At 66.3% G+C, this 23,268-nt stretch carries 22 protein-coding genes; 18 read left to right on the top strand and 4 right to left on the bottom strand.

Annotation, left to right across the window (positions count from 1 at the left end):
• Positions 1 to 4: 4 nt before the first annotated feature.
• Both ACJH6I_RS08125 and ACJH6I_RS08120 read left to right on the top strand, forming a co-directional pair.
• Positions 5 to 436 (top strand): thioesterase family protein, encoded by a 432-nt coding sequence (locus ACJH6I_RS08125; protein ID WP_020100011.1) that lies wholly within the window; start codon positions 5 to 7, stop codon positions 434 to 436.
• Between the two features lie 188 nt (positions 437 to 624).
• Positions 625 to 1,068 (top strand): SRPBCC family protein, encoded by a 444-nt coding sequence (locus ACJH6I_RS08120; RefSeq protein ID WP_133425769.1) that lies wholly within the window; start codon positions 625 to 627, stop codon positions 1,066 to 1,068.
• Here ACJH6I_RS08120 and ACJH6I_RS08115 read toward each other — a convergent pair.
• Positions 1,065 to 1,751 carry a GntR family transcriptional regulator gene (locus tag ACJH6I_RS08115; protein WP_135357673.1) on the bottom strand — a complete coding sequence of 229 codons (687 nt, stop codon included), beginning with the start codon at positions 1,749 to 1,751 and terminating at the stop codon, positions 1,065 to 1,067. The two genes, ACJH6I_RS08120 and ACJH6I_RS08115, sit on opposite strands and share 4 nt — an antisense overlap.
• 135 nt (positions 1,752 to 1,886) lie before the next feature.
• Here ACJH6I_RS08115 and fadD5 point away from each other — a divergent pair, with 135 nt between their 5' ends.
• The 14 genes from fadD5 to ACJH6I_RS08045 all read left to right on the top strand — a co-directional run bounded on the left by fadD5 (position 1,887) and on the right by ACJH6I_RS08045 (position 19,509).
• Positions 1,887 to 3,509, top strand: coding sequence for a fatty-acid--CoA ligase FadD5 (gene fadD5 / locus ACJH6I_RS08110; protein ID WP_406783924.1), 1,623 nt, complete (start codon positions 1,887 to 1,889; stop codon positions 3,507 to 3,509).
• Between the two features lie 262 nt (positions 3,510 to 3,771).
• Positions 3,772 to 4,575 (top strand): ABC transporter permease, encoded by an 804-nt coding sequence (locus tag ACJH6I_RS08105; protein ID WP_318984831.1) that lies wholly within the window; start codon positions 3,772 to 3,774, stop codon positions 4,573 to 4,575.
• A gap of 84 nt (positions 4,576 to 4,659) precedes the next feature.
• Entirely contained in the window at positions 4,660 to 5,448 is a 789-nt protein-coding gene (locus ACJH6I_RS08100; protein WP_406783983.1) for an MlaE family ABC transporter permease, read from the top strand.
• 4 nt (positions 5,449 to 5,452) lie between these two features.
• Positions 5,453 to 6,733, top strand: a complete 1,281-nt coding sequence (locus ACJH6I_RS08095) for an MCE family protein (protein ID WP_260934529.1) — start codon at positions 5,453 to 5,455, stop codon at positions 6,731 to 6,733.
• Positions 6,730 to 7,761, top strand: a complete 1,032-nt coding sequence (locus ACJH6I_RS08090; RefSeq protein WP_138247580.1) for an MCE family protein — start codon at positions 6,730 to 6,732, stop codon at positions 7,759 to 7,761. The genes ACJH6I_RS08095 and ACJH6I_RS08090 overlap by 4 nt, the downstream gene beginning before the upstream one ends.
• A complete protein-coding gene (locus tag ACJH6I_RS08085) occupies positions 7,758 to 9,323 on the top strand; it encodes an MCE family protein (RefSeq protein WP_226520318.1) in 1,566 nt (521 codons plus the stop codon). The genes ACJH6I_RS08090 and ACJH6I_RS08085 overlap by 4 nt, the downstream gene beginning before the upstream one ends.
• A 10-nt stretch (positions 9,324 to 9,333) precedes the next feature.
• A complete protein-coding gene (locus ACJH6I_RS08080) occupies positions 9,334 to 10,950 on the top strand; it encodes a virulence factor Mce family protein (protein ID WP_318984829.1) in 1,617 nt (538 codons plus the stop codon).
• Positions 10,950 to 12,137: a virulence factor Mce family protein gene (locus ACJH6I_RS08075; protein ID WP_377041979.1), complete on the top strand. Its 1,188-nt coding sequence runs from the start codon at positions 10,950 to 10,952 to the stop codon at positions 12,135 to 12,137. Before ACJH6I_RS08080 ends, ACJH6I_RS08075 begins: the two co-directional genes overlap by 1 nt.
• 3 nt (positions 12,138 to 12,140) lie before the next feature.
• Positions 12,141 to 13,700: a virulence factor Mce family protein gene (locus ACJH6I_RS08070; RefSeq protein ID WP_226520320.1), complete on the top strand. Its 1,560-nt coding sequence runs from the start codon at positions 12,141 to 12,143 to the stop codon at positions 13,698 to 13,700.
• Positions 13,670 to 14,314, top strand: coding sequence for a hypothetical protein (locus ACJH6I_RS08065; protein ID WP_260934518.1), 645 nt, complete (start codon positions 13,670 to 13,672; stop codon positions 14,312 to 14,314). The genes ACJH6I_RS08070 and ACJH6I_RS08065 overlap by 31 nt, the downstream gene beginning before the upstream one ends.
• The gene (locus ACJH6I_RS08060; RefSeq protein ID WP_406783923.1) at positions 14,311 to 15,282 is read left to right on the top strand and encodes an RDD family protein; all 972 of its coding nucleotides are present in this window, start codon (positions 14,311 to 14,313) and stop codon (positions 15,280 to 15,282) included. Before ACJH6I_RS08065 ends, ACJH6I_RS08060 begins: the two co-directional genes overlap by 4 nt.
• Positions 15,282 to 15,845, top strand: coding sequence for a mammalian cell entry protein (locus ACJH6I_RS08055; RefSeq protein ID WP_406783922.1), 564 nt, complete (start codon positions 15,282 to 15,284; stop codon positions 15,843 to 15,845). The genes ACJH6I_RS08060 and ACJH6I_RS08055 overlap by 1 nt, the downstream gene beginning before the upstream one ends.
• The gene (locus ACJH6I_RS08050; protein WP_061000435.1) at positions 15,812 to 16,651 is read left to right on the top strand and encodes a hypothetical protein; all 840 of its coding nucleotides are present in this window, start codon (positions 15,812 to 15,814) and stop codon (positions 16,649 to 16,651) included. The genes ACJH6I_RS08055 and ACJH6I_RS08050 overlap by 34 nt, the downstream gene beginning before the upstream one ends.
• A gap of 410 nt (positions 16,652 to 17,061) precedes the next feature.
• Positions 17,062 to 19,509: a hypothetical protein gene (locus ACJH6I_RS08045; protein ID WP_406783921.1), complete on the top strand. Its 2,448-nt coding sequence runs from the start codon at positions 17,062 to 17,064 to the stop codon at positions 19,507 to 19,509.
• Between the two features lie 119 nt (positions 19,510 to 19,628).
• Here the strand turns inward: ACJH6I_RS08045 and ACJH6I_RS08040 are convergent, their stop codons facing one another.
• The 3 genes from ACJH6I_RS08040 to ACJH6I_RS08030 all read right to left on the bottom strand — a co-directional run bounded on the left by ACJH6I_RS08040 (position 19,629) and on the right by ACJH6I_RS08030 (position 22,176).
• The gene (locus tag ACJH6I_RS08040) at positions 19,629 to 20,141 is read right to left on the bottom strand and encodes a hypothetical protein (RefSeq protein ID WP_133425781.1); all 513 of its coding nucleotides are present in this window, start codon (positions 20,139 to 20,141) and stop codon (positions 19,629 to 19,631) included.
• Complete coding sequence (locus ACJH6I_RS08035; RefSeq protein ID WP_406783920.1) at positions 20,141 to 21,247, bottom strand: phosphodiester glycosidase family protein; 1,107 nt, start codon at positions 21,245 to 21,247, stop codon at positions 20,141 to 20,143. The genes ACJH6I_RS08040 and ACJH6I_RS08035 overlap by 1 nt, the downstream gene beginning before the upstream one ends.
• 170 nt (positions 21,248 to 21,417) lie before the next feature.
• Entirely contained in the window at positions 21,418 to 22,176 is a 759-nt protein-coding gene (locus ACJH6I_RS08030; protein ID WP_061003827.1) for a pirin-like bicupin family protein, read from the bottom strand.
• A gap of 76 nt (positions 22,177 to 22,252) precedes the next feature.
• On the opposite strand from ACJH6I_RS08030, the gene ACJH6I_RS08025 reads away from it, so the two are divergent.
• A complete protein-coding gene (locus ACJH6I_RS08025) occupies positions 22,253 to 22,687 on the top strand; it encodes a MarR family winged helix-turn-helix transcriptional regulator (protein WP_406783919.1) in 435 nt (144 codons plus the stop codon).
• 69 nt (positions 22,688 to 22,756) lie between these two features.
• The gene (locus ACJH6I_RS08020; RefSeq protein ID WP_061003830.1) at positions 22,757 to 23,137 is read left to right on the top strand and encodes a hypothetical protein; all 381 of its coding nucleotides are present in this window, start codon (positions 22,757 to 22,759) and stop codon (positions 23,135 to 23,137) included.
• Positions 23,138 to 23,268 lie beyond the last annotated feature (131 nt).

Below are 23,268 nucleotides of genomic sequence, written 5' to 3'. Positions count from 1 at the left end.
CGACATGGAGCAGGCACTGACCACCGCGGAATTCCCGGTGCACTGGCCCGTGCAGACCCGGTGGACCGACAATGACATGTTCGGGCACCTCAACAACGCGGTCTATTACGAGCTCTTCGACACCGCGATCAACGCGTGGATCAACACCACGCGCGACGTCGACCCGGTGGCCGCGCCGTGGCTCGGGGTCGTCGCCGAATCGGGCTGCCGGTACTTCGCGGAACTGAAGTTCCCGTCGCAGCTGGTCGTCGGGCTCGCGGTGACCCGGCTGGGCAACAGCAGCGTCACCTACCGCACCGGGCTGTGGGCCGACGGTGACAGCACACCCGCGGCAGTCGGCAGCTGGGTGCACGTCTACGTCGACCGCGACACCCGTCGTCCCGTGCCGATCCCGGCGCCGATCCGGGAACTGCTGGAGACCGCCGTCGTCAGCTGACTCTGCACTGATGGCGAAGAATCTCGAGTAGCGGAGTGCGCCGGCTCAGGGTCAACGGCCGGACGGGCACCGGATGCGTTGAGCCGGTATCCAGGGCGGGATGTATCGAGAGACATCCGCCGTCAGCTCGGGATGAACGGACATACGCGCAAGACGTGCGGGACAGCGACCTCGATATGCTCTGGGCCATGCCGATCGTGAGCAAGACCGTCGAGGTCGCCGCACCCGCAGCGCAGATCCTGGGGATCGTCGCCGACTTCGAGGCCTACCCGCAGTGGAACGAAGAGGTCACCGGCTGCTGGATCCTGCACCGCTACGACGACGGCCGGCCCAGCCAGCTCCGCCTGGACACCAAGATTCAGGGCATGGACGGCTCCTACATCCAGGCCGTCTACTACCCGGGTGACGGCCAGATTCAGACCGTCATGCAGCAGGGCAACCTGTTCTCCAAGCAGGAGCAGCTGTTCTCCGTGGTCGACCTCGGCGCCAGCGCGCTGCTGACCGTCGACATGGACGTCGAGGTCGACATGCCCGGCATTCCGTCGATGATGGTGAAGAAGGTCGTCAACGACGCGCTGGATCACCTGGCCGGCAACCTCAAGACGCGCGCCGAGCAGCTCGCCGCCAACTAGGCCGGCCACAACCCGAGTTCGTCGAGGCGGCCGGTCAACCGTTCGGCGGCGTCGTCGAACTGGCGGCGCGTCTGCCGCACGACCTCGTCGATGTCTCTGTCCCGCAGCGCGGCAACCAGTTCGCGGTGATTCGCCACTGTCGCCGCACCCCACTGCGGGTCGGTGGCATAGATCCGGACCGGTAGGTACCGGGCCGCGTGCAGCAGGAACCAGGCCAGCTTGGTCCGGCCCGCGGCGCGGTTGAACTCCTTGTGAAACAGGAACTCGGCCAGCGCGATCGCATCGACGTCGCCCGCCGCGACGGCATCGGCGAGTTCGTCGGTGAGACGGTCGAGTTCGGCGATGGCGGGTTCGGTGATCCGCCGGGCCGCATTTGCGGCGATCTCCGTGGCGATGGTCGCCTGCAGCCAGAAGATGTCGGCGATGTCGTCGCGGGTGAACGCGGACACCACGTGGCCGCGGTTGGGTTCGAGTTCGACCATGCCCTCACCCCGCAGGGTGCGCAGTGCCTCGCGGACCGGCGTGATGCTCACGCCGAGCGCGGCCGCGGTCTCGTCGAGCCGGACGAAGGTGCCCGGCCGCAGGGTGCCCGACATGATCGCCGCCCGGAGATGGGCCGCCACCTCGTCGGACAGCTGTTCGCGCCGGCGCAGGCCGGGCAGCGGTTTCGCCGAGACGTTCACGGCAGTCCTCTTGTCGACGGGTTGGGGCCACCCGGCGGTTGTCCGGATGGTGCGGGCGTCCTATTGTGACGGCGGCAACACTATATTTGATCAAATATCAGCATCGCTTGTCGCGATCACTTCGACTCCGCCGCGATGCCGATCGAGACACAGGAGCAGACCGTGTCACCCGCAGCACTCGAGCAGCCGTATCTGGCCCGCCGGCAGAACTGGACCACCCACCTCGCCCGGCACGCCCTCATGCAACCCGACGGGACCGCGCTGCGTTTCGTCGGCCACACGGTCACCTGGGGAGAACTGCAGCGACGCGTCACCATGCTCGCGGGAGCGCTGAGCCGTCGAGGGGTCGGCTTCGGCGATCGTGTGCTGATCCTGATGCTGAACCGCACCGAATACGTCGAGTCGTTCCTGGCCGCCAACCTCCTCGGCGCCATCGCGGTCCCGGTCAACTTCCGTATGACCCCGCCCGAGATCGCCTACCTGGTGCGGGACTGCGACCCGAGAGCCGTGATCACCGAGCAGGTGCTGGCCCCGGTCGCCATCGCGGTGCGGGAGCTGGAACCGTCGCTGGAGACTGTCATCGTCGCCGGCGGCACCACCGAGGGAACCGTGCTGGGCTACGACGACGTCCTCGCCGAGGGCGGAGCGTCACCCGCGCCTGTTGATATCCCCGAGGACTCACCGGCGCTGATCATGTACACCTCGGGCACCACGGGCTATCCGAAGGGCGCCGTGCTCACGCACGTCAACATCATGGGCCAGGCCATGACCAACCTGTTCACGATCGCGCCGGACATCAACAACGACGTCGGTTTCATCGGCGTCCCGTTCTTCCACATCGCCGGCATCGGCAACATGATCGGCGGTCTGCTCCTGGGTCTGCCCACGGTCATCTACCCACTCGGCGCGTTCGATCCCGGCGCGCTGCTCGACGTGCTGGAGGCCGAGGGCGTCTCGTCGATCTTCCTGGTCCCGGCGCAGTGGCAGGCGGTGTGCGCGGCGCAGCAGGCCAAGCCGCGCGACGTCAAACTGCGCGTCCTTTCCTGGGGCGCGGCGCCCGCATCGGACACTCTTTTGAGGGAGATGGCGTCGACGTTCCCGGGAACGCAGATCTTTGCTGCGTTCGGTCAGACCGAGATGTCGCCGGTGACGTGCATGCTGCTGAGCCAGGACGCGCTGCGGAAGCTCGGATCGGTCGGCCGGGTCATCCCGACCGTGGCCGCCCGGGTCGTCGACGACAACATGAATGACGTCCCGGTGGGCGAGGTCGGGGAGATCGTCTACCGTGCGCCCACCCTCATGGCGGGGTACTGGAACAACCCGAAGGCGACAGCCGAGGCTTTCGCCGGCGGATGGTTCCATTCCGGTGACTTGGTTCGCCAAGACGAAGAGGGTTACATCTGGGTCGTCGATCGTAAAAAGGACATGATTATTTCCGGCGGCGAAAATATTTACTGCGCAGAAGTAGAGAACATTCTGGCCGCGCACCCGTCGATTACCGAAGTTGCGGTGATCGGACGTCCGCATGAAAAGTGGGGCGAGGTCCCGGTCGCCGTCGTTGCTGTGACGGCCAATGTGGACGCCGACAGCGAAAGTGCCCTGACCCTGGCGGATCTCGACGATTTCCTGACCGAACGACTGGCGCGCTACAAGCACCCGAAAGCGCTGGAAATTGTCGACGCATTACCGCGAAATCCTTCTGGCAAGGTTCTTAAAACGGAACTCCGCGCGCGGTTCGGTGATACAAGTGTGTCGTGAGCGCGGCAAGTGACGGCGCGCTGAGAAATTCGACCACCTGAGTGGAGGGCGGATGGGCCCATGTCGCGTTTGCTGAAACTGAACGCAATTATCCCTCAGTTGGGTCACCGGGTACGCGGTGTATCGGGTACAGTCCTGTGGACCGTCTTACTACTCGGGAGTAGCGAGACAGAAATCACTCAGTTTGTGCTAGTGGCTAAGGAGGGGACGTGCCACGCGTGACGCCGCGGAACGGCCGCTTTCCGGAAGGGAAGGCTGATCGGTGACAGCCTCTGACAACTCCCTGGTCGGGTATCTCAAGGACCAGCTCGACAAGCCATTCACCAAGGTGGGTGGCTTCGTCAAGATGTGCATCCTCACCTTCAAGGCGCTGGTCTCGCGGCCATTCCAGTGGAAGGAGTTCATCCTTCAGTGCTGGTTCCTGATCCGGGTGGCGTTCCTGCCCACCTTGGCCGTCTCCATTCCTCTGACGGTGCTGATCATCTTTACGCTGAACATCCTGCTCGGTGAGTTCGGCGCGGCCGACATCTCCGGCGCCGGTGCAGCCCTCGGTGCTGTCACCCAGCTGGGGCCGCTGGTGACGGTGCTCGTGGTGGCCGGCGCCGGGTCGACGGCCATCTGCGCCGACCTCGGCGCCCGGACCGTGCGCGAAGAGATCGATGCCATGGAGGTGCTGGGCATCGACCCGATCGAGCGCCTGGTCGTGCCTCGTGTGGTCGCCTCGACGTTCGTGGCCTTCCTGCTCAACGGCGCGGTGATCATCATCGGTCTGGTCGGTGGCTACTTCTTCGGCGTGTACATCCAGAACGTCAACGCCGGCGCCTACGTCTCGACTCTCACTCTGCTGACGGGCTTCCCCGAAGTGGTCATCTCCGTCCTCAAGGCCACCATCTTCGGCCTGATCGCCGGCCTGGTCGGCTGCTACCGCGGGCTGACCGTGGCGGGTGGTTCGAAGGGTGTGGGCACGGCGGTGAACGAAACGCTGGTGCTCTGCGTCATCGCTCTGTTCGCGGTCAACGTGGTTCTCACCACGATCGGTATCAAATTCGGAACGCAGGCCGGGTAGCGCATGAGTACAGCGACAGTTTTGCAGGGTCGGTTCCCCCGCGTCTTCTCCCGCGTCAAGGACTTCGGCGCTGCGCCGAGCCGGATGCTCGCCAGCATGGGCCACGTCGGTGTCTTCGTGGCGACGGCCGTCGGGCATATCCCGCATTGCCTGCGGTACTACCGCAAAGAGGTGCTGCGGCTGATCGCCGAGGTCGGCATGGGCACCGGCGCCATGGCGGTCATCGGTGGCACCGTCGCCATCATCGGCTTCGTCACCCTGGCGGCGGGCTCCCTGATCGCCATCCAGGGCTTCGCCTCGCTGGGCAACATCGGTGTCGCCGCCTTCACCGGCTTCTTCGCCGCCCTGGCCAACATCCGCGTCGTCGCACCGGTGGTCAGCGGCACCGCGCTGGCAGCCACAGTCGGCGCAGGCGCCACCGCCGAGCTCGGCGCCATGCGCATCAGCGAAGAGGTCGACGCCTTGGAGGTCATGGGGGTCAAGTCCCTGTCCTTCCTGGTCTCGACCCGCCTGGTCGCCGGCATGGTCGTCATCATCCCGCTATACGCCTTGGCCCTGCTGCTGTCGTTCCTGTCGGCGCAGCTGGTCACCACGCTCTTCTACGGGCAGTCGGTGGGTACTTACGAGCACTACTTCCACACCTTCCTGCGCGTCGACGACGTCATGTGGTCGTTCCTCGAGGTCATCATCATGTCGATGGTGGTGCTGCTCAACCACGCGTACTTCGGCTACTACGCCAGTGGCGGCGCCGTCGGCGTGGGTGAAGCCGTGGGCCGGTCAATGCGTACGTCGCTGATCTCCAATGTCGTTGTGGTCTTGCTCTTCTCGTTGGCGCTGTACGGCACCGACCCGAACTTCAACCTGACGGTGTGACGCGATGACGAATCCACAAGCAACGCCACCTGTCGCCGAGGGTCAGGTCCACGCACCGCTCAACAAGGACCGCACCCCGCCGTACCTGATCGTCGGCGTCATCTTCGCGGTGATCTCCGCCCTCGTTCTCGTGATGGTCTGGTTCCAGTTCCGCGGTTACTTCGACACCAAGGCCAAGCTGTACGTGGTGTCGCCCCGGTCCGGACTGTCCATGGACCCCGGTTCGAAGGTCACCTACAACGGCGTGCCCATCGGCCGCGTGAAGGAGATCGACGTCGTCGGCAAGGAAGACGACACGAAAGCTCGACTGCAGCTCGACGTCGACCCGAAGTACCTCCCTCTGCTGCCCAAGAACGTCAACACCAAGCTGCTGGCCACCACGGTCTTCGGTAGCAAGTACGTCTCGTTCACCTCGCCGTCGGATCCCGAGAGCGCGCGGATCAAGAACGGCGACACCATCGACGTCTCCAAGTGCTCGCCGCCGACGCCGGCCACGGCCTGCGTCACCACGGAGCTCAACACCCTGTTCGAGACGATCACCGCGATCTCCGAGCAGGTCGACCCGATCAAGCTGAACGCCACCCTGACCGCTGCCGCGCAGGCGCTCGACGGCCTCGGTGACAAGTTCGGGCAATCGCTGGTCAACGGCAACACCATCCTGGCCGACCTGAACCAGCGGATGCCGAACATCCGGCACGACACCAAGGCCCTCGCCGATCTGACAGAGGTCTACTCGAAGGCTTCGCCGGATCTGTGGGACGGCCTGAAGAACGCGGTGACCACCGAGCGCACCTTGAATGATCAGCGCGGCACCATCGACCAGGCGCTGATGTCGGCAGTCGGTCTCGGCAACACTGGCGGCGACATCCTCGAGCGCGGTGGCCCCTACCTGGTCCGCGGTGCCGAGGACCTGCTGCCGACCTCCCGGGTGCTCGACAAGTACGCCCCCGAGCTCGACTGCCTGTTCCGCGGCTTCGCCGCCGGTGCGCCGGCCGCGGCCAAGGGCCTGGGCGGTAACGGCTACTCGCTGGTGACCCACACCGAGCTCGCCGGTGCGGCCAACCAGTACGTGTATCCGGACAACCTCCCGCGGATCAACGCCTCCGGCGGTCCGATGGGGCGCCCGGGCTGCTGGACGGTCACCAAGGACATCCTCCCGATGCCCTACATGGTGATGGACACCGGCGCGTCGATCGCGCCGTACAACCACTTCGGTCTCGGATCGCCGTTCGCATCGGAGTACGTCTGGGGTCGTCAAGACGGGGAGAACACGATCAACCCATGAGCATCAAGGGCACGGCGATCAAACTCGCCATCTTCTCCGCGGTCCTGCTGGCCTTCACAGCAGGCATCTTCATCGTCTTCGGTCAGTTCCGGTTCAGCCGGACCAACGAGTTCTCGGCGATCTTCACCAACAGCAGCGGTCTGAAGGCCGATCAGTTCGTGCGCGCCAACGGCGTCGAGGTCGGCAAGGTCACCGATGTCGAGCTCATCGACGGTGGCAGCAAATCGCGGGTGAAGTTCAGCGTCGACAAGTCCCTATCGCTGTACCAGGGGACCACGGCGCACATCCGCTACCTGGATCTGATCGGCAACCGGTACCTGGACCTGCGCCGCGGTGACAGCAACCAGGTACTGGCCCCCGGGGGGACCATCCCGGTCGACCGCACCGAGCCGGCCCTGGACCTCGATGCACTTGTCGGTGGCTTCCGGCCCCTGTTCCGGTCGCTGGATCCGCAGAAGGTCAACACCATCGCCTCGTCGCTGGTCACGATCTTCCAGGGCGAGGGCGGCACCATCAACAACATCCTCGATCAGACGGCCTCGTTCTCGTCGACCATCGGAGAGCAGGACCAGGCCATCGGTGAGGTCGTCAAGAACCTCAATACGGTCCTCGACACCACGGTCAAGCACCAGAAGCAGTTCGACGACACGTTGAAGAACTTCGAGTCGCTCGTGACGGGGTTGAAGAACCGCGCCGACCCGATCGCCGACTCGGTCGCCAGCATCAGCAATGGCGCCGGCTCGCTCGCCGATCTGTTGGGCGACAACCGCGAGCTGCTGCACAGCACGCTCGGCTACCTCGAGACCACGCAGCAGTCGCTTGTCGACCAGAAGGAACAGCTCAACGACACGTTGCAGAAGGTGCCCCAGGCGCTGAAGATCCTGGGTCGTTCCGGTGGCGTATACGGCGACTTCTTCAACTTCTACGTCTGCGACATCGAGTTGAAGATGAACGGTCTGCAGCCGGGTGGACCCGTGCGCACAGTCAAGCTCACCAACCAGCCGTCCGGAAGGTGCACGCCGAAGTGAGGTCCATAGAAGGGTCCGACCGGGTCCGCAGAGGCGCGATGGGTCTGGCGGCCGTCGTGCTGGTCACGGCAGTGGGTGCGTCAGTCACCAAGGTGCCGATGCTGTTTGCGTCGCCCACGTACTACGGCCAGTTCAGCGACACCGGCGGTCTGATGGTCGGCGACTACGTCCGCATCGACGGTGTCAACGTCGGCACGGTCAAGGACATGGACATCGACCGCGACAAGGTGATCATCGGTTTCGACATCGGCACCAACACCATCGGCACGGACAGCCGGGCGCTGATCAAGACCGAGACCATCCTGGGCCGCAAGGCCATCGAGATCGAGGCCAAGGGCACCCACAAGCTGCCGCCGCGCGGCACCTTGCCACTGAGCCAGACCTCGACGCCGTACCAGATCTACGACGCGATCTTCGACGTCACCCGGGCCTCGCAAGGCTGGGACACCAAGGTGATCAAGGAATCGCTGAACGTCCTGTCCGAGACGGTGGATCAGACGTCGCCGCACCTGACCGCCGCACTCGAGGGCGTGCAGAAGCTGTCCGAGACCATCGGCAAGCGCGACGACCAGGTCCGCTCGCTGCTCGGTAACGCCAACAAGATCGCCACGATCCTCGGCGACCGCAGTGGCCAGGTGAATGCGCTGCTGGTCAACGCCCAGACGCTGCTGCACGCCCTGAACCAGCGCGGCGAAGCCATCAGCCTGCTGCTCGAGCGCGTGTCCCGGGTGTCGCACCAGCTGAAGGCGACCATCGACGAGAACCCGAACATCAACCACGTCCTGGAGCAGCTGCGGACCATCAGCGACATCCTCGTCGCCCGCAAGCAGGATCTGTCGGACACGCTGGTCTCGGCCGGTAAGTTCGTGGCCTCGCTGTCGGAGGCCATCGCTTCCGGTCCCTACTTCAAGGTCATGATCGAGAACATCCTGCCGCCGCAGCTGATGCAGCCGTTCGTGGACGCCGCGTTCAAGAAGCGCGGACTGAACCCCGAAGACTTCTGGCGCAGCGCCGGTCTGCCGGAGGCGCAGTGGCCGGATCCCAATGGCACGCGCTTCGCCAACGGTGCGCCGCCGCCGGCTCCGCCGAAGCTCGAAGGCACGCCGGAGCATCCCGGACCCGCGGTGCCTCCCGGTTCGCCGTGCTCGTACACGCCGGGAGCCGGTGCCGATCCGTCGCCGGCCGATCCGCTGCCGTGCTCGCACCTCAGCGTCGGTCCGTTCGGTGGGCCCGACTATGCCCCGCCGAATGTCGTCCCGTCGGCGCCGAACCCGGCCGGCGTTCCCACCGGCCCGGGTGTGCCGTCGGCCGCCTTCCCGGGACAACCGGCCGAGAACGTGCCCGGTACGCCGGTGCCGTTGCCGCCCGCACCCGTCGGTGCCCGGACGGTTCCGCTGACGCCGCAGCCCGGCGACAGCGACATCGCTCCCGGATTCGCTCCGATTCCCGGGCCGCTGATCGCGCCGCCGGCGCCGCCGGGACCTGGTCCCAGCGCCGGTCCGGCAGGCACCGCGCCGCTGCCGGGTAACCCGCCGTTCCTCCCGCCAGGGTCGCAAGGATAGGGCCGCCACGATGTCGACTGTTTTCAGCATCCGAAACATCAAGAAGCCGAACCTGTCCAAGGGGACGGTTATCGGTGGTGCCATCGCGCTCGTGGTGATCGTGCTCGCCGGTTTCTTCGGCCTGCAGCTGTACCGCAAGATGACCACCACCACGGTGACGGCCTACTTCCCCGAGGTGCTCGCGCTGTACCCGGGCGACAAGGTCCTGATCATGGGCGTCGAGGTCGGTGCCATCGACACCACCGAGCCACACGGCGATCAGATGAAGGTCGTCTTCCACTACTCGAATCACTTCAAGGTGCCGCAGAACGCGTCGGCGTCGGTGCTGAACCCGAGTCTGGTCGCGTCCCGCGTGGTTCAGCTGTCGCCGCCGTACACCGGTGGTCCGACGATGGCCGACGGAGCCGTGATTCCGAAGGAACGCACCCAGATTCCGATCGAGTACGACGAGCTGCGCAATCAGCTGACGCGCATCCTCGCCGAACTGGGTCCGACCAAGGAGCAACCGAAGGGCCCGTTCGGCGACATCATCGAGTCGTTCGCCGACGGCTTCGAGGGCAAGGGCGCGCAGTTCAACAAGACCCTCAAGGGTCTGTCGGATGCGGTGAACACCCTGAACCAGGGCCGCGGCGACTTCTTCCAGGTGATCAAGAGTCTGGCGGTGTTCGTCAACGCGCTGCACCAGAGCGATCAGCAGTTCGTGTCGCTGAACAACGACCTGGCGTCATTCACGAACAAGTTCACCAACACCGACCAGGAGCTGGCGTCGGCGCTCAAGGATTTGAACCAGGTCATGGCGACGACCCGGAGCTTCCTGGACAAGAACGGCAGCGTCCTGGCCCACGACATCAACAACGTGTCCGAGGCGACGACGGCCATCCTGCAGCCGGAGCCGCGGGACGGCCTGGAACGTGCGTTGCACGCCTACCCGAACTTCCTGGCCAACCTCGAGAACATCTACTCGCCGGCGACCGGCGGTCTGATCGCCTCCGGTGTGCTGCCGGGCGTGACCAACTCGAACCCGTTGCAGTTCATCTGCAGCTCGATCCAGGCCGGTAGCCGGTTGGGTTACCAGGATTCTGCGGAGCTGTGCGCGCAGTACCTGGCCCCGGTGATGGACGCCATCAAGTTCAACTATCTGCCGTTCGGTATCAACATGGCGACCACCGCCATGACGCTGCCGAAGTTGGTCACGTACTCAGAGCCGCGCCTGCAGCCCCCGGGCGGATACAAGGACACGACCGTGCCGGGCGTGTTCTCGCCCGACACCCCGTGGTCACACGGCCAGCACGAGGCGGGCTGGATCACCGCACCGGGCATGCAGGGACTCAAGGTCGGACAGTCGACCCAGGACCTGCTGACGCCGGAGTCGCTGGACGAGCTCATGGGTGGCCCGGACATCATTCCGCCGACCGGTGGCGTCAACATGTCGGGTCCGCCGAACGCCTACAACGAGAGCAGCCCGCTGCCCCCGCCGTGGTACCCGCAGCCGGGACCGGTCTCGCCGCCGCGACCGGGCAATGATCCGAGCCCGATGAGTGCCATGGCACCTGGGCCCGCCCCAGGACCCGCTCCGGCGCCCGCGCCGGCCGGACCCGCACTTCCTGCCGAAGTTGGAGGCCAATGATGACCGGGTCCATGGGGCCGAAGTCACCCTCGGCATCGCGGCACCGCGGTGGGTGGGCGCGTAACGCCCGCCGGGTCGGCGTGCTGTCGGCAGCGGCGCTGGTCCTCAGCTCGTGCGGCTGGCGCGGTATCGCCAACGTGCCGCTGCCCGGTGGTCCGGGCACGGTGGCCGGCCATTCGACGATCTACGTCCAGATGCCGGAAACGTTGGGGCTCAACGCCAACAGCCGGGTCCGGGTGGCCGACGTGTTCGTCGGCCGGGTGCGAGCGATCGAGCTGAAGAACTGGGTGCCCACCCTCACGGTGGATCTGAACCCCGGTATCAACCTGCCGCGCAACGTGCAGGCCAAGATCGGGCAGACCAGCCTGCTGGGTGCCCAGCACCTCGAGCTGGACCCGCCGGCCGACCCGTCGTCCCAACCGCTGCGCAACGGCGACACCATCGAGTTGAAGAACTCGTCGGCGTACCCGACCATCGAGCGGACGTTGGCCGGTATCTCCGGAATCCTCAACGGCGGCGGTGTGCCCAACGTCGAGAAGATCCAGTCCGAGGTCTACAACATCCTCAACGGGCGCGCGGATCAGATCAAAGAGTTCCTGCACCGGTTGGACACGTTCACGGACGAGATCAATCAGCAGCGTGAGGACATTACGCGGGCCATCCGCTCCAGTGACACGTTGCTGAAGGTCGTCGCGGATCGCAACGACACCCTTGATCGGGTGCTGACCGAGACGCCGCCGCTGATCGAGCACTTCAACAAGACCCAGGACCTGTTCTCGAACGCGCTCTTGGCGCTGGGCCGGCTGTCGAAGGCGTCGGACACCACGCTGTCGAACAGCAACGCGAACCTCCACACCAACCTCGCAACGCTGCAGCGGGCGCTCAAGCAGATCGCCAAGACGTCGCCGAACCTGGTGCCGGCCATGAAGCTGCTGTTCACGCTGCCGTTCCCGATCGACAACATCCCGAAGGTCATCCGCGGCGACTACATGAACCTCTCGCTGCACCTCGACCTGACGCTGAGTGCCATCGACAACGGCATCCTGACCGGCACCGGGCTGTCGGGTATGGCTCGGGCGCTGGAACAGTCGTGGGGCCGTGACCCGGCGACGATGATCCCGGACGTTCGATTCACCCCGAACCCGGCCAACGCACCGGGCGGCCCGCGTGTGGAAAGGGGGGAGTGACCGATGCTGACCCGTTTTCTGAAGATTCAGCTGATCATCTTCAGCATCGTGACTGTGGCGGCGCTCGTCGGGCTGTCCCTGGTGTACCTCAAGCTGCCGACCTACCTCGGCGTGGGTATGCATCGGCTGTACGCCGAACTGCCCAACTCGGGCGGCCTGTACAAGACCGCCAACGTCACCTACCTGGGTAACCAGGTGGGCAAGGTGCTGGCCGTCGAGCCGACGGTAACCGGCGCGCGCGTGACCATGGACGTCAACAACGATGTGGACATCCCGGACAACGTGCAGGCGAACGTCCACTCGGTGTCCGCGGTCGGTGAGCAGTTCATCGATCTGGTGCCGCCGGAGAACCCGTCCAAGCGGTACCTCTCCGCTGGGCAGACGATCACCAAGGGCTCCGTCCCCAAGGAGGTCGGTCCGGCTCTCGACGCGACACAGAACGCGCTCGCCTCGCTGCCGAAGGAGAAGATCGGCGCGCTGCTGGACTACACCACGGAGGCGGTCGGCGGGCTCGGCCCGTCACTGCAGCACCTCGTCGACGGTACCCAGGCGCTAGCGGGGGACTTCAAGGACAACCTCGGTTCGGTCGACGACATCATTCAGAACTCGGCCCCGATCATCGACAGTCAGGTCAGGTCCGGTGACGCCATTTCACGGTGGGCCCGGAACCTGAATGTGCTGGCCTCGCAGTCGGCTCAGCAGGACGCGGCGCTGCGCAACGCCATCCAGCAGGGCGCGCCGACGGCCGATCAGCTCAACGCCGTGTTCGGTGAGGTCCGTGACGCGTTGCCGCAGTCGCTGGCCAACGTCGAGATCGTGCTCGACATGCTGAAGCGCTACAACAAGGGCCTCGAACAGGTGCTCGTGGTGCTGCCGATGGCCGGCCCGATCGTCGACTCGCTGACCGCGGTCTACGAGAAGGAACTCCCGATCAACCTGGCACTGGGCATCAACCAGCCGCCGCCGTGCCTCACCGGCTTCCTGCCGGCCTCGAAGTGGCGGTCCCCGGCGGACACGTCGACCGCCCCGCTGGAGTCGGGCCTGTACTGCAAGATCCCGAAGGACGCCCAGAACACGGTCCGTGGTTCGCGCAACCTGCCCTGTGTGGACAACCCGGCGAAGCGCGCGGCGAGCCCCATGGAGTGCCGCGACAACAAGCCGTACGAGCCGCTGGGCACCAACCCGTGGTACGGCACCCCGGACCAGATCGTGAACTGCCCGGCCCCCGCCGCGCGTTGTGATCAGCCGGTCGACCCGGGCAAGGTGATCCCGGCTCCGTCGATCAACAACGGGATGAACCCGCTGCCGGCCAACATGCTGCCGCCGCCGGAGCGTGCGTCGGCGCCGTCCAGTGACCCGATCAGCGCACCGGGGCAGGGCACGGTGGAGTGCAGCGGGCAGCAACCCAACAAGTGCCTCTACACTCCGGCAGCAGGACCAGAGGCCACCTACAACCCGCAGAGCGGTCAGGTGGTCGGACCGAACGGTGTGAAGTATTCGGTCAGTAACTCGAGCAACCCAGGAGACGACGGATGGAAGGAGATGCTGGCACCAGCCAGCTGAACCCCACCGATGAGCAGGACGTCACGTCCCAGGACGTGGTGACGACAGAGCCGTCTGCCGAGGAATCGATCGAGGCGCCGGGTGAAACCGGTGAATCAGAGGGTGCGCAGCGCCCCGCCCGGATCGGGCGGGGCATTGCCCTGACGGTGTGCCTGGCGCTTGTGGTGCTGGCCGCCGCGGTCGGCGCGGGCGGTTGGTTCGCGCTCAAATCGCATCGGGAGAGTCAGGCGCTCGCGGCGAACGAGACGGCCGCCATCGCGGCGGCCAAGGACTGCGTCACGGCCACCCAGGCACCCGACACGTCGGCCATGATCGCCGCGCAGACGAAGATCATCGAATGCGCCACCGGCGCGTACCAGACGCAGGCGTCGTTCATGAGCGGCATCACGCTCGAGGCGTACAAGGCCGCCAACGTGCAGGTGCAGATCTCGCAGATGCGCGCGGCCGTCGAGAAGCACAACGATGACGGGTCCATCGACGTCCTGGTGGCGGTGCGCGTGAAGATCAACAACAGCGCCGAGAAGGACAAGGAAGTCGGTTACCGGATGCGGGCGCAGATGGCACCGGTGGACGGGAAGTTCAAGGTGGCCAAGCTCGACCAGGTCACCTCGTGACGGTTGGTCAGGAGACGACGAGCGCCGAGGCAGTGAGCACGGGGTCGGAGTTCGAAGCGGCACCGGTGTTGGCCTCGTGGCCGGCGCGGGCCGGCGCTTTCGCGCTGGACGTGCTCCTGGGCGTGGCGATCATCGCCGTGATGGCCCTGCTGGGCTATGCCGCCCGGGCCGAATGGACGCTGTGGGCGTACGCCGCCGTGGCCACGCTGGCCGCGGCCGCGGTCCTGGTGAACCGGTGGCTGTTGCCGTCGATCACCGGATGGAGCCTGGGCCGCTCGCTGTTCGCCATCCGGGTGGAGCGGGTGCCGGCCGGCGTTCCCGCCGGTATGGGCCGACTGGTCCTGCGTGACCTCGCGCATCTGTTGGATACCGTTGCGGTGCTGCTGGGCTGGCTGTGGCCGCTCTGGGACCCGCGGCACCGCACTTTCGCAGATCTGTTGCTGCACCACGAAGTTCGCGTCGCCCCGGCGCCCGCGGCGGACCCCGGCCGGCGGGCCGGGCAGGTGCTCGTGGCCGGTGCTCTGGTCTGTGTGGCGGCGGTGGGACTGAGCTACGGCGTGCAGTTCCGGCACGACCGCGCGGTCGACGAGGCGCGGCACCAGATTTCCGAGCAGGGTCCCAAGATCGTCGAGCACGTCCTGAGCTACGGCATCGACACCTATCAGAACGACTTCAAGACCGCCCAGGCGTTGGTCACCGACGGTTACCGCGACCAGCTGATCAAGCAGCAGCAGGCGGTGAGCAAGAAACCGACGACCAACCAGTACTACGCGGTGAGCAGCGCGATCCTCAGCGCCGGAACCGATCAGGCCACCATGCTGCTCGCGCTGCAGGGACAGCGCGGTGTCGACGCCAACACCCTGCGGTTCATCACCGCGACCGTGCGGGTCGAGTTCGTGAAGTCACCCGACGGCAGGTGGCAGTTGTCGAATCTGACGGTGCTCAAGAGCCCGCGGGGAGGACGCTGATGAGTCCGCGTCGCAAGATCGATGCTGCCGAGAGCTTCGTCGCCGGTGACTACTTCAAGGCTGTCGCGGCGGTGCCCCGCCGCGTGGTGTTGGCGGTGATTGCCTGCGTCACAACGGTTTTGGTGATCGCCGCGATCGCGGCCAGCACCTACCTGCTGGTCCAGCACGAGAAGGACGTGGCGAGCCAGGCCAAGTCGGCGGCGGTGCTGGGCTACGTCGAAGAGTTCATGAGGGGCTTCACCGCGGTCGACCCGTTCCACGCCAACGCCTACGTCGAGAAGATCGCGGGGCAGTCCACCGGCGAGTTCGCCAAACAGTTCAAGGACAAGCACGACCAGATCCTGATGCAGGTGGCGCGCGCGCAACCGGCGGAGGGATCCGTCGAAGACGCGGGCGTACAACGGTGGAATGACGACGGCAGCGCCGACGTGCTGATCGCGATGAAGCTGACGACGACGACGCCGGACGGCAACGCGACCGTGGAAAGTGGCTCGCGTTGGGTGGTAACGGCTACGCAGGAAGGGCAGCAGTGGAAGATCAGCCGCATGAATCCGGTGATGTGACCCCCGGGGAGTCTGTGGCCGATGCTCCGCAGCCGGCCGACGCCCCGCAGGGCAAAGCGGCCAGGCGCAGGCACCGTCTGCCCCGGCATCAGACCGCCGGTGCCGCACCGGCTGACGACGCTGCCGCCGAACAGGCGGAAGAAACTGCCGCACAAGAAGATTCGGACGCCGACGCGACGGACGAGGTGGCCGCGGACGAGGCGGCCGCGGACGAGGCGGACGCCGACGCGACGGATGAGGTGGTCGCGGACGAGGTGGAAACGGCGCCGGTGACGCTGGTGCCGCACCGCCCTGCCGGGCGCAAGCTGCTGGCCGCCGGCGCGGTGGCGGCGGCGCTGTTCGTCGGGGCCTCGGCCTTTGCGGGCGCGGCGGTGCAGCCGTACCTGGCGGATCGTGCCCTGGTGCAGGCCAAGTTCGAGGTCGCCAAGACCGCTGCCGCGGCGGTGTCGACGCTGTGGTCGTACTCGCCGGACGACATGGACAAGCTGGCCGACCGGTCGCAGCAGTATCTGGCCGGCGGTTTCGCCGGGGAGTACCGCAAGTTCGTCGATTCGATCGTTGCGAGCAACAAGCAGGCTCAGGTCACCAACCAGACCAAGGTTATGGGCACAGCGGTGGAAAGTATCGGTGCAAATCAGGCCACGGCGCTCGTCTACACCAACTCGGTCGCGACCAGCCCGCTGACCAAGGGCATCCCGTCGCTCCGCTACCTGTCGTACCGGTTGACGCTGAAGCGCTCCGGGGCCGACTGGAAGGTCAGCCAGATGAGTGCCCTGACCAAATTGGATCTGACGCCCCAGCTGTAGCCGATGGGTCTGTGCAGCGCGTTTGCCTGAATTGATGCGTACTGCCTGTCAGCACACTGTGAATACCGGGCCTTTGCCTATGTTGCGAAGCTGCCGGCGACGGTCGGCGGCTGTCAACTATGGCCTGAATCACGTTTGGACCTGCATGAGTACGACGTCACAGCAACTGTCGCGTCAATATATGCCAAGGCGTGGAACTGCTGGGCGAGGGAAGTTTGAGCCGTCCAGCAAACTATATTTACGCGGCAAAAATTTGCTGCTGATGCGGCGACCCAAGGCCGATGTGAGCCTCCGGGAGCCGATTGCCAAATCTGGGAAAGCGGCTGGTCAAGATGCATGTTGGAGCTGCGATGCATTAATGTTACCGTCCGGTTGATAACCAATTGTGGTGGCTGAGGGGACGGGGCAAAATGGCAGTTTCGTATCGCGCTGGGCGCGTTCAAGCAAAGCGGGCGGCATTGCTGGGTGCGGCGGCCGCAACAGCTACCGCGATGACGGTCACGGCCTCGGTCCCGAACCCGCCGGCCCCCAAGGTGGTGCCGTCGTCGCACTCGGCCGTCCACCTGTCGGCGTTCACCACGCCGTTCCCGGAGCCGGGCGTGCTGCCGGATATCACGTTCGGTGTCGGCAACGCGGCGTACAACCTGGCCCAGGGCGGCATCGAGGCGCTCCTGCCGCCGCTCGTGCAGGCGCTCAGCGCCGCGGGCGGCCTCAGCGGGCTCAACCTCACGAACCTGATCAACCAGCTGCCGCCGAATCTGCTGTCGCAGATTCTCGACGTGATCCCGATCGGACTGGAGCCGCTGCTGCAGGCGGCGCTGGGGCCGATCCTCACGGGCGCGCTGGTCCCGCTGCTCAAGGCACTCAACATCATGGACGCCGACGGCAACGTGACCCTGAGCGGACTGCTGGACGTTCTGGGTATCAGCCTGGACAACATCCTGGACCTGAGTGGCCTGGACGTCCCGGGCGTCAACATCGTCACCGCCGGGCCGGTGTTCACGCTGCTGAAGATCGCCGGGCTCGACCTGGGCTGGACGCCGGGCACCGCGAACGCCGTGGCCAACGCGATCAACAACACCGATTACCTCGAGGTCGGCGCGCTGGGCCTCATCAACGAGGTGCTGGACCGGGCCGGGAACCTCGGTGGCCTCGGCCCGTTGATCACGGCTGTGCAGGTGGCGATCAACCTTGTCGGCGACGCCATCGGCCTGGACAACCTGGACCTGATCGATGTGCGGGTGCCGATCACCATCGGCTTCGGCCTCGGCGCGTTCTCTGCCGGACAGGCGTACTCGAAGGTGCTGGCAGATCTGTCCAACCAGCCGGGCGGTACCACCGATGGCGGCGCCAACCCGATCCTGGGCAGCCTGACCGTCCTGCCGCTGATCCTGCTGAACAACCTGGGCCGCGCCAATGGCGGCATGCTGGCCCGCTTCTACCCGATCGGCGACCTGCTGGGCCTCAACTTCATCACCCCCGATGTCGAGGCCGCCCACAGTGGCGGAATCCCGTTGCTCAACACCGGATTGTCCATCGGCGGCGCGAACCTGCTGCCGATCAAGGTCGACGCCACGCTCATGTACCAGCCGTTCTCGGACCTGGCTGCCTGGCCCAACCCGTTCAGCCTGGCCAACAACCTGGTGGCCGGCACGTTGCCGACGTACCTGTTCCGCGGCATCTCCACCGCCACCCTGACCAACCAGCTGACCAGCCAGCTGGGCGACCTCGCCGGTGGCCTGCTGGGCGGAAATCCGTTGGCGGTCAACATCTATCTGACCGTCCCGACCAACACGCTGCCGTTGATGGAGCCGATGTACCTGACCGGCGACGTGCTGAACATGGTCAGCTTCGGCACGCTGGGTGACCCGGTCTACCGGTTGGCCAACGCACTCGCGCCGGCCATGACCAGCCTGGTGAACCTGGGCTACACCGACGTCGTCCGCAACGCGGACGGCACCTACAGCCGCACCCTGGACGACGCCGCCACCCCGACGCCGTTCTTCTCGTTCCCGAACGTCAACTGGCAGAAGGTGCCGGCGGACATCATGAACTCGCTGGTCGCGGGCTTCAAGAAGGAGTTCTTCAGCGCCAACCCGACCGCTGCGCCGGACAACGCAGTCGAAGCGCTGATCAAGCTGCTGACCGGCGGCAAGCTCGGCAGCTTCAACCCGCTGGGCGGCCTGGCCGGCACGGTGCAGAACCTGCTCAACGGCGTGCTGGGCACGCTGGGCGGTCTGACGCAGGGCGCGACGGTCAACTCGCTGGCGGCGAAGGAGGGCGTCGTCAGCCCGACGGCCGCGACCGACATTCCGTCGACCACGCCGAAACTGGCGCCGCTGTCGGCGAGCCTCACCGGCCTCACCGGTACGAGCAAGAAGGACGGCAAGCAGGCCACTGATCAGACGGCCGGCGACAAAGACAAGACGGCCGAGGACACGACCGGCACCACACCGGCCGCCGAAGATCCCAAGACCGACCCGAAGGCCGAGCCCAAGGCAGAGGACACCAAGACCGATCCGAAGGCCGACCCGAAGACCGACACCAAGACGGACACCGAGCAGTCGTCGGGCAAGCACGCCGCCGAGGAAGGCACCCCGTCCACGCCGGACAGCGGTAAGAAGCCGAAGCACGCCGCTGACGATGCGGACGGCACGTCCACCGCAGGCAAGGACAAGAAGGACAAGAAGGCCGACAAGCCCGCGAAGACCGACAAGGTCACCAAGGACACGAAGGCCGGCAAGGACAAGTCCGAGAAGGTCGCCAAGGACACCCCGAAGACCAAGCGGCAGAAGAAGGAAAGCGCCGCGAAGTCGACCGCCGCCACCGGCGGGGGCTCAGCCGCACACGCCGGCTGACACCGGCAACAGGAACGCCCGACGTGAATTCACGTCGGGCGTTCTTGTCTTTGAGTGAGAACTGACGTCGTGAAAACCCGAGTGCGGGTGTGCGTAGGTTCGCAGTCGACGTTGTCGGGTCAGGCGGACCAGGCCTGACGCGCAGGCCGCCGGCGGACGACGGTGCCGCCGGCCCGGCGGCGGTGGCCTTGACCAGATCGGCCGCTCCGAATCCGGTGCCGCTGCAATTCAACTCGGCCGGCGTCACCGGCCCGCGCGCGAAGCCCCAGGGCCCTCACCAGTCGGCCGGTGACAACGACGACGCCGACGAGCAGCCGGCCCACGAGCCACAGGCACAGCCCGACACAGACCCCGACGCCGAGCCCGAGGCAGAAGAGCCCGAGACCGATACGGAGGCCGATCTTCAATCCGATCCGCAGGCACGCGGGGAAGCGTTCGATCTCCAGACCGGTGGCGGTGGGCCGCTGTGGGCGTCGCATGGCGAGGAGGACGAGCCGCGCCAGGCCGCGGGCGGATGCGGAACGTCCCCGGCGGGCTGCTCCGAGATCGAGCAGGAGTCGAAAAGCGCTGGCGCCAAGGCTGATTCCGGTGCCTGCGGCACCGGGGGAGCGGCGGCCTGGCGCCTGACGCATCAGGCGAAGCCGAGCCAGCCGGGGAGTGCGCGTTCTCTGGAGTCGCACAGCACTGCCGGGGTGTCGCAGGAACCGCGCGGCGTACCGGATCCGGCCCAGCGGCCGCCGGTGTCGCGGCGCAGCACGATGGCGGAGGAACCGCCGCCGTCCAGGAGGATGGCGGTGTCGCTGCCGAGCGCCCGGAACAGGTCCTGGACTTGATCGGGCGTGTAGCTGCCGCCCTGGAAGATGTACATCTCGTCGCGGCTCCGCACGTATGCCAGCGCGGTGCGGGCGGCGCTGGGGCCACCGTCGTTCAACTGGCTGGTGTCGCCAGGTGCCAGCAGGCCGATGCCGCTGACCGCGACGAACCGGGCGCCCTGGTTCACCAGGTTGTTGATCGCGCCGGTTGCGGCATTGAAATCGCTTGTGCTGCTTGGCGTTATCATGTACGGCGCGCCATCGGACGGAATGACCATGGTGCTCAGCGCAGTCCACACCTCGTTACCGCCGGACAGTCCCTGCTTGCCGGCGTAGGGGATGGTGCCGGTGACGGCGGCGTTGGCGCGGCCCTGGCCGCGGGTGTTGTCGACGTAGGCGCCCAGCGGCGAACTGCACCCTGTCGAGGTCCACGACCCGCCCTGCTGGCCACGGATGTCGAAGAAATTGGCGTTCACCGCGATGGTGGGCCGGCCCAGCGCCTGCCACGCCTCCAGCGGTGTGAAGACCTCGGAGGCCTGCCACAGTCCCTCGGCGGTGCGGGCGCGGGGATCGCGTTCGCAGCGGGATTGGATGCCGCGGTGGGAGTCGACGAGCAGGCGCGGGTTCATGCGCTGCGACGCTGCTTTGATGACGAGCAGATGGCCGCCGTTGCCCGACTCGTACCAGTTGCCCGCGGCGTTGAGCAAAGGCGCGGGGTGGTCGCCGCCGAAGTTGTACACCAGGAAGCTGCCGCGGTAGTTCGTGATGGCGTTGACCAGCAGCGAGCGGCCGTCGGCGGCGTGCGCTGCCGGTGCTCCGGCTGTGCCGGCGAGACCGGCGGCCAGGGTCAGAACCGTTGTGTGCGTGAGCAATTGCCGCAGACGGTGGACGACGCGGCGTCGGGAAGTCGACCCGAGAAACGACATTGTGGCCCTTCCTCCGGTCCGATACAACGACCTTCAGCGTAGCCACAGCAAACACTCTGTCAACTTTGGTCACGTCCGCATCACGGGGCGATGACGGATGAATCACCTTGGTGGACAGAGCAATTGGCCCCGCTACCGACCGGAGTCGGAGCGGGGCCATGCGCGCAGGGTTACGAGCCGAGCAGATCGGTGTGCATTTCCCACACCAGAATCTCGGCCGGTGTGGTGGCGGTGACGCGTTGCCCGCCCGACGCCGTCAGCCGCACGGCATCGCCTTCCTGCAGTGGCCCGGCGCCCTCGAGCGCCACCTCTCCACGTGCCACGAACAGGTGTAGGTACTTCGCCGACGGCAGCTCGACGCTGTCGCCGGGCTCCAGCCGCGCGCCGTGCAGCGCCGCGTTGCGCTGGCCGATGGTGATGGCGGTGTCGTTGGAATGGCCGGGCATGCCCGAGGCGATGGTGACCAGCTTGCCGCGCAACAGCTCGTCGTCGATCTCCAGCTGTTGGTAGCCCGGCGTCTTGCCGGACTCGTCGGGCACCACCCACATCTGCACGAAATGCACCGGCTCGCTGTGTGATTCGGCGCCGGTCAGGCGCCAGGAGTCGTTCTTCTCCGAGTGCAGGATGCCGCGTCCGGCGGACATCCGTTGGGCCAGCCCGGGGTAGATGACGCCCGAGTTGCCGGTGGAGTCCTGGTGCACGAGCGATCCGCGCAGCACCCACGTGACGATCTCCATGTCGCGGTGCGGATGGGTCTCGAAACCCGAACCGGGGGCGACACGGTCGTCGTTGTTCACCAGCAGCAGGCCGTGGTGGGTGTTGGCCGGGTCGTAGTGGCCGCCGAATGAGAACGAATGTTTCGAGTCCAGCCACGAGATGCGGGTGGCGTCGCGGTCGGCCGCGCGACGGATGTCGACTGTTTCGGTCATGTCGTCCCCTGTCGTTGTCGGTGAGCTTAGGTGTCGCTACTGGACGGCACAACATAAATGATGTGTCATATATTTCATGTGGCTGACCGACGACCAACAGCACCTCTGGCGGGCCTATCTGGCCATGAGCGGCCGCCTGCAGCTGGCGCTGAACCGGCAGCTGCAGCGCGACCACGGGTTGTCGCTGGCGGACTACGACGTGCTGGTCGCCCTCAGCGAGTTACCGGACTGCCGCATGGGTCAGCTCGGTACCCATCTGGGGTGGGAGCAGAGCCGGGTGTCGCATCAGCTGGCGCGCATGCGCTCGCGGGGGCTGATCGAGCGATCCGGGTCGACCGATGACCGGCGCGCGGCCGTCGTCACCCTCACCGCCGAGGGGCGGGACGCGCTCGAGGCCGCCGCGCCCGGGCACGCCGAGTTGGTGCGCTCGGTGGTGTTCGACGGCATGAATCGGTCGCAGGCGGACGCGTTGCGGCGGTGGACGGCGACGGTGCTGCAGCGACTGGACTGAACGGACCCGGGGAGCCGAGGCGAATTCGCGGCTACAGTAGGGACCGTCGGGTTTGCGGGGAGGATTCACGTGAAACATTCGGTCGCCACGATTGCGACAGCGGGCGCGCTGGTCGCCGGGTTGGCATGGCTGCCGGCTCCCCAGGCGCACGCGGAACGCTGCATTCCGCTGGACGGTACCCCGATGGTGCTCAAGCGGGAGAAAAGCTTCGGCATCGGTAAAGACCTCGATATCAACCGGACCTACACGTATGCCGATGGCATGGTGAATTGGACCATCGAGCAGTCCGGCGGCGTCAAATACAACACCGGTTTCGGTTTCGGTGCACGGATCAACGCGGTCTACATCCCCGAACTGAATTCGAGCGGATCCGTTCCGGGCGCCCCGGGCGAGTACGTGAACATCGACAGCTTCCATTTCCACGAGACCGTGCTGGTCTGCCCGCAGTAGTCATGCGCTAGCGCGTTTGCTGGCCCGTCGGCAGCCCGTGCCGGCATATGACACAACCGTCAATTCGCCGGAAATTGCTGGTACGCCGGTGTTAGCGTCCTGTCGTCGCAGTCAATATTGCGGGATGGGGC

Source organism: Mycobacterium sp. SMC-13 (assembly GCF_045311035.1).
Classification (GTDB): Bacteria; Actinomycetota; Actinomycetes; order Mycobacteriales; family Mycobacteriaceae; genus Mycobacterium.
Note: the sequence above shows the minus strand (reverse complement) of the source record. Positions and strands in the feature narration are given on the sequence as shown.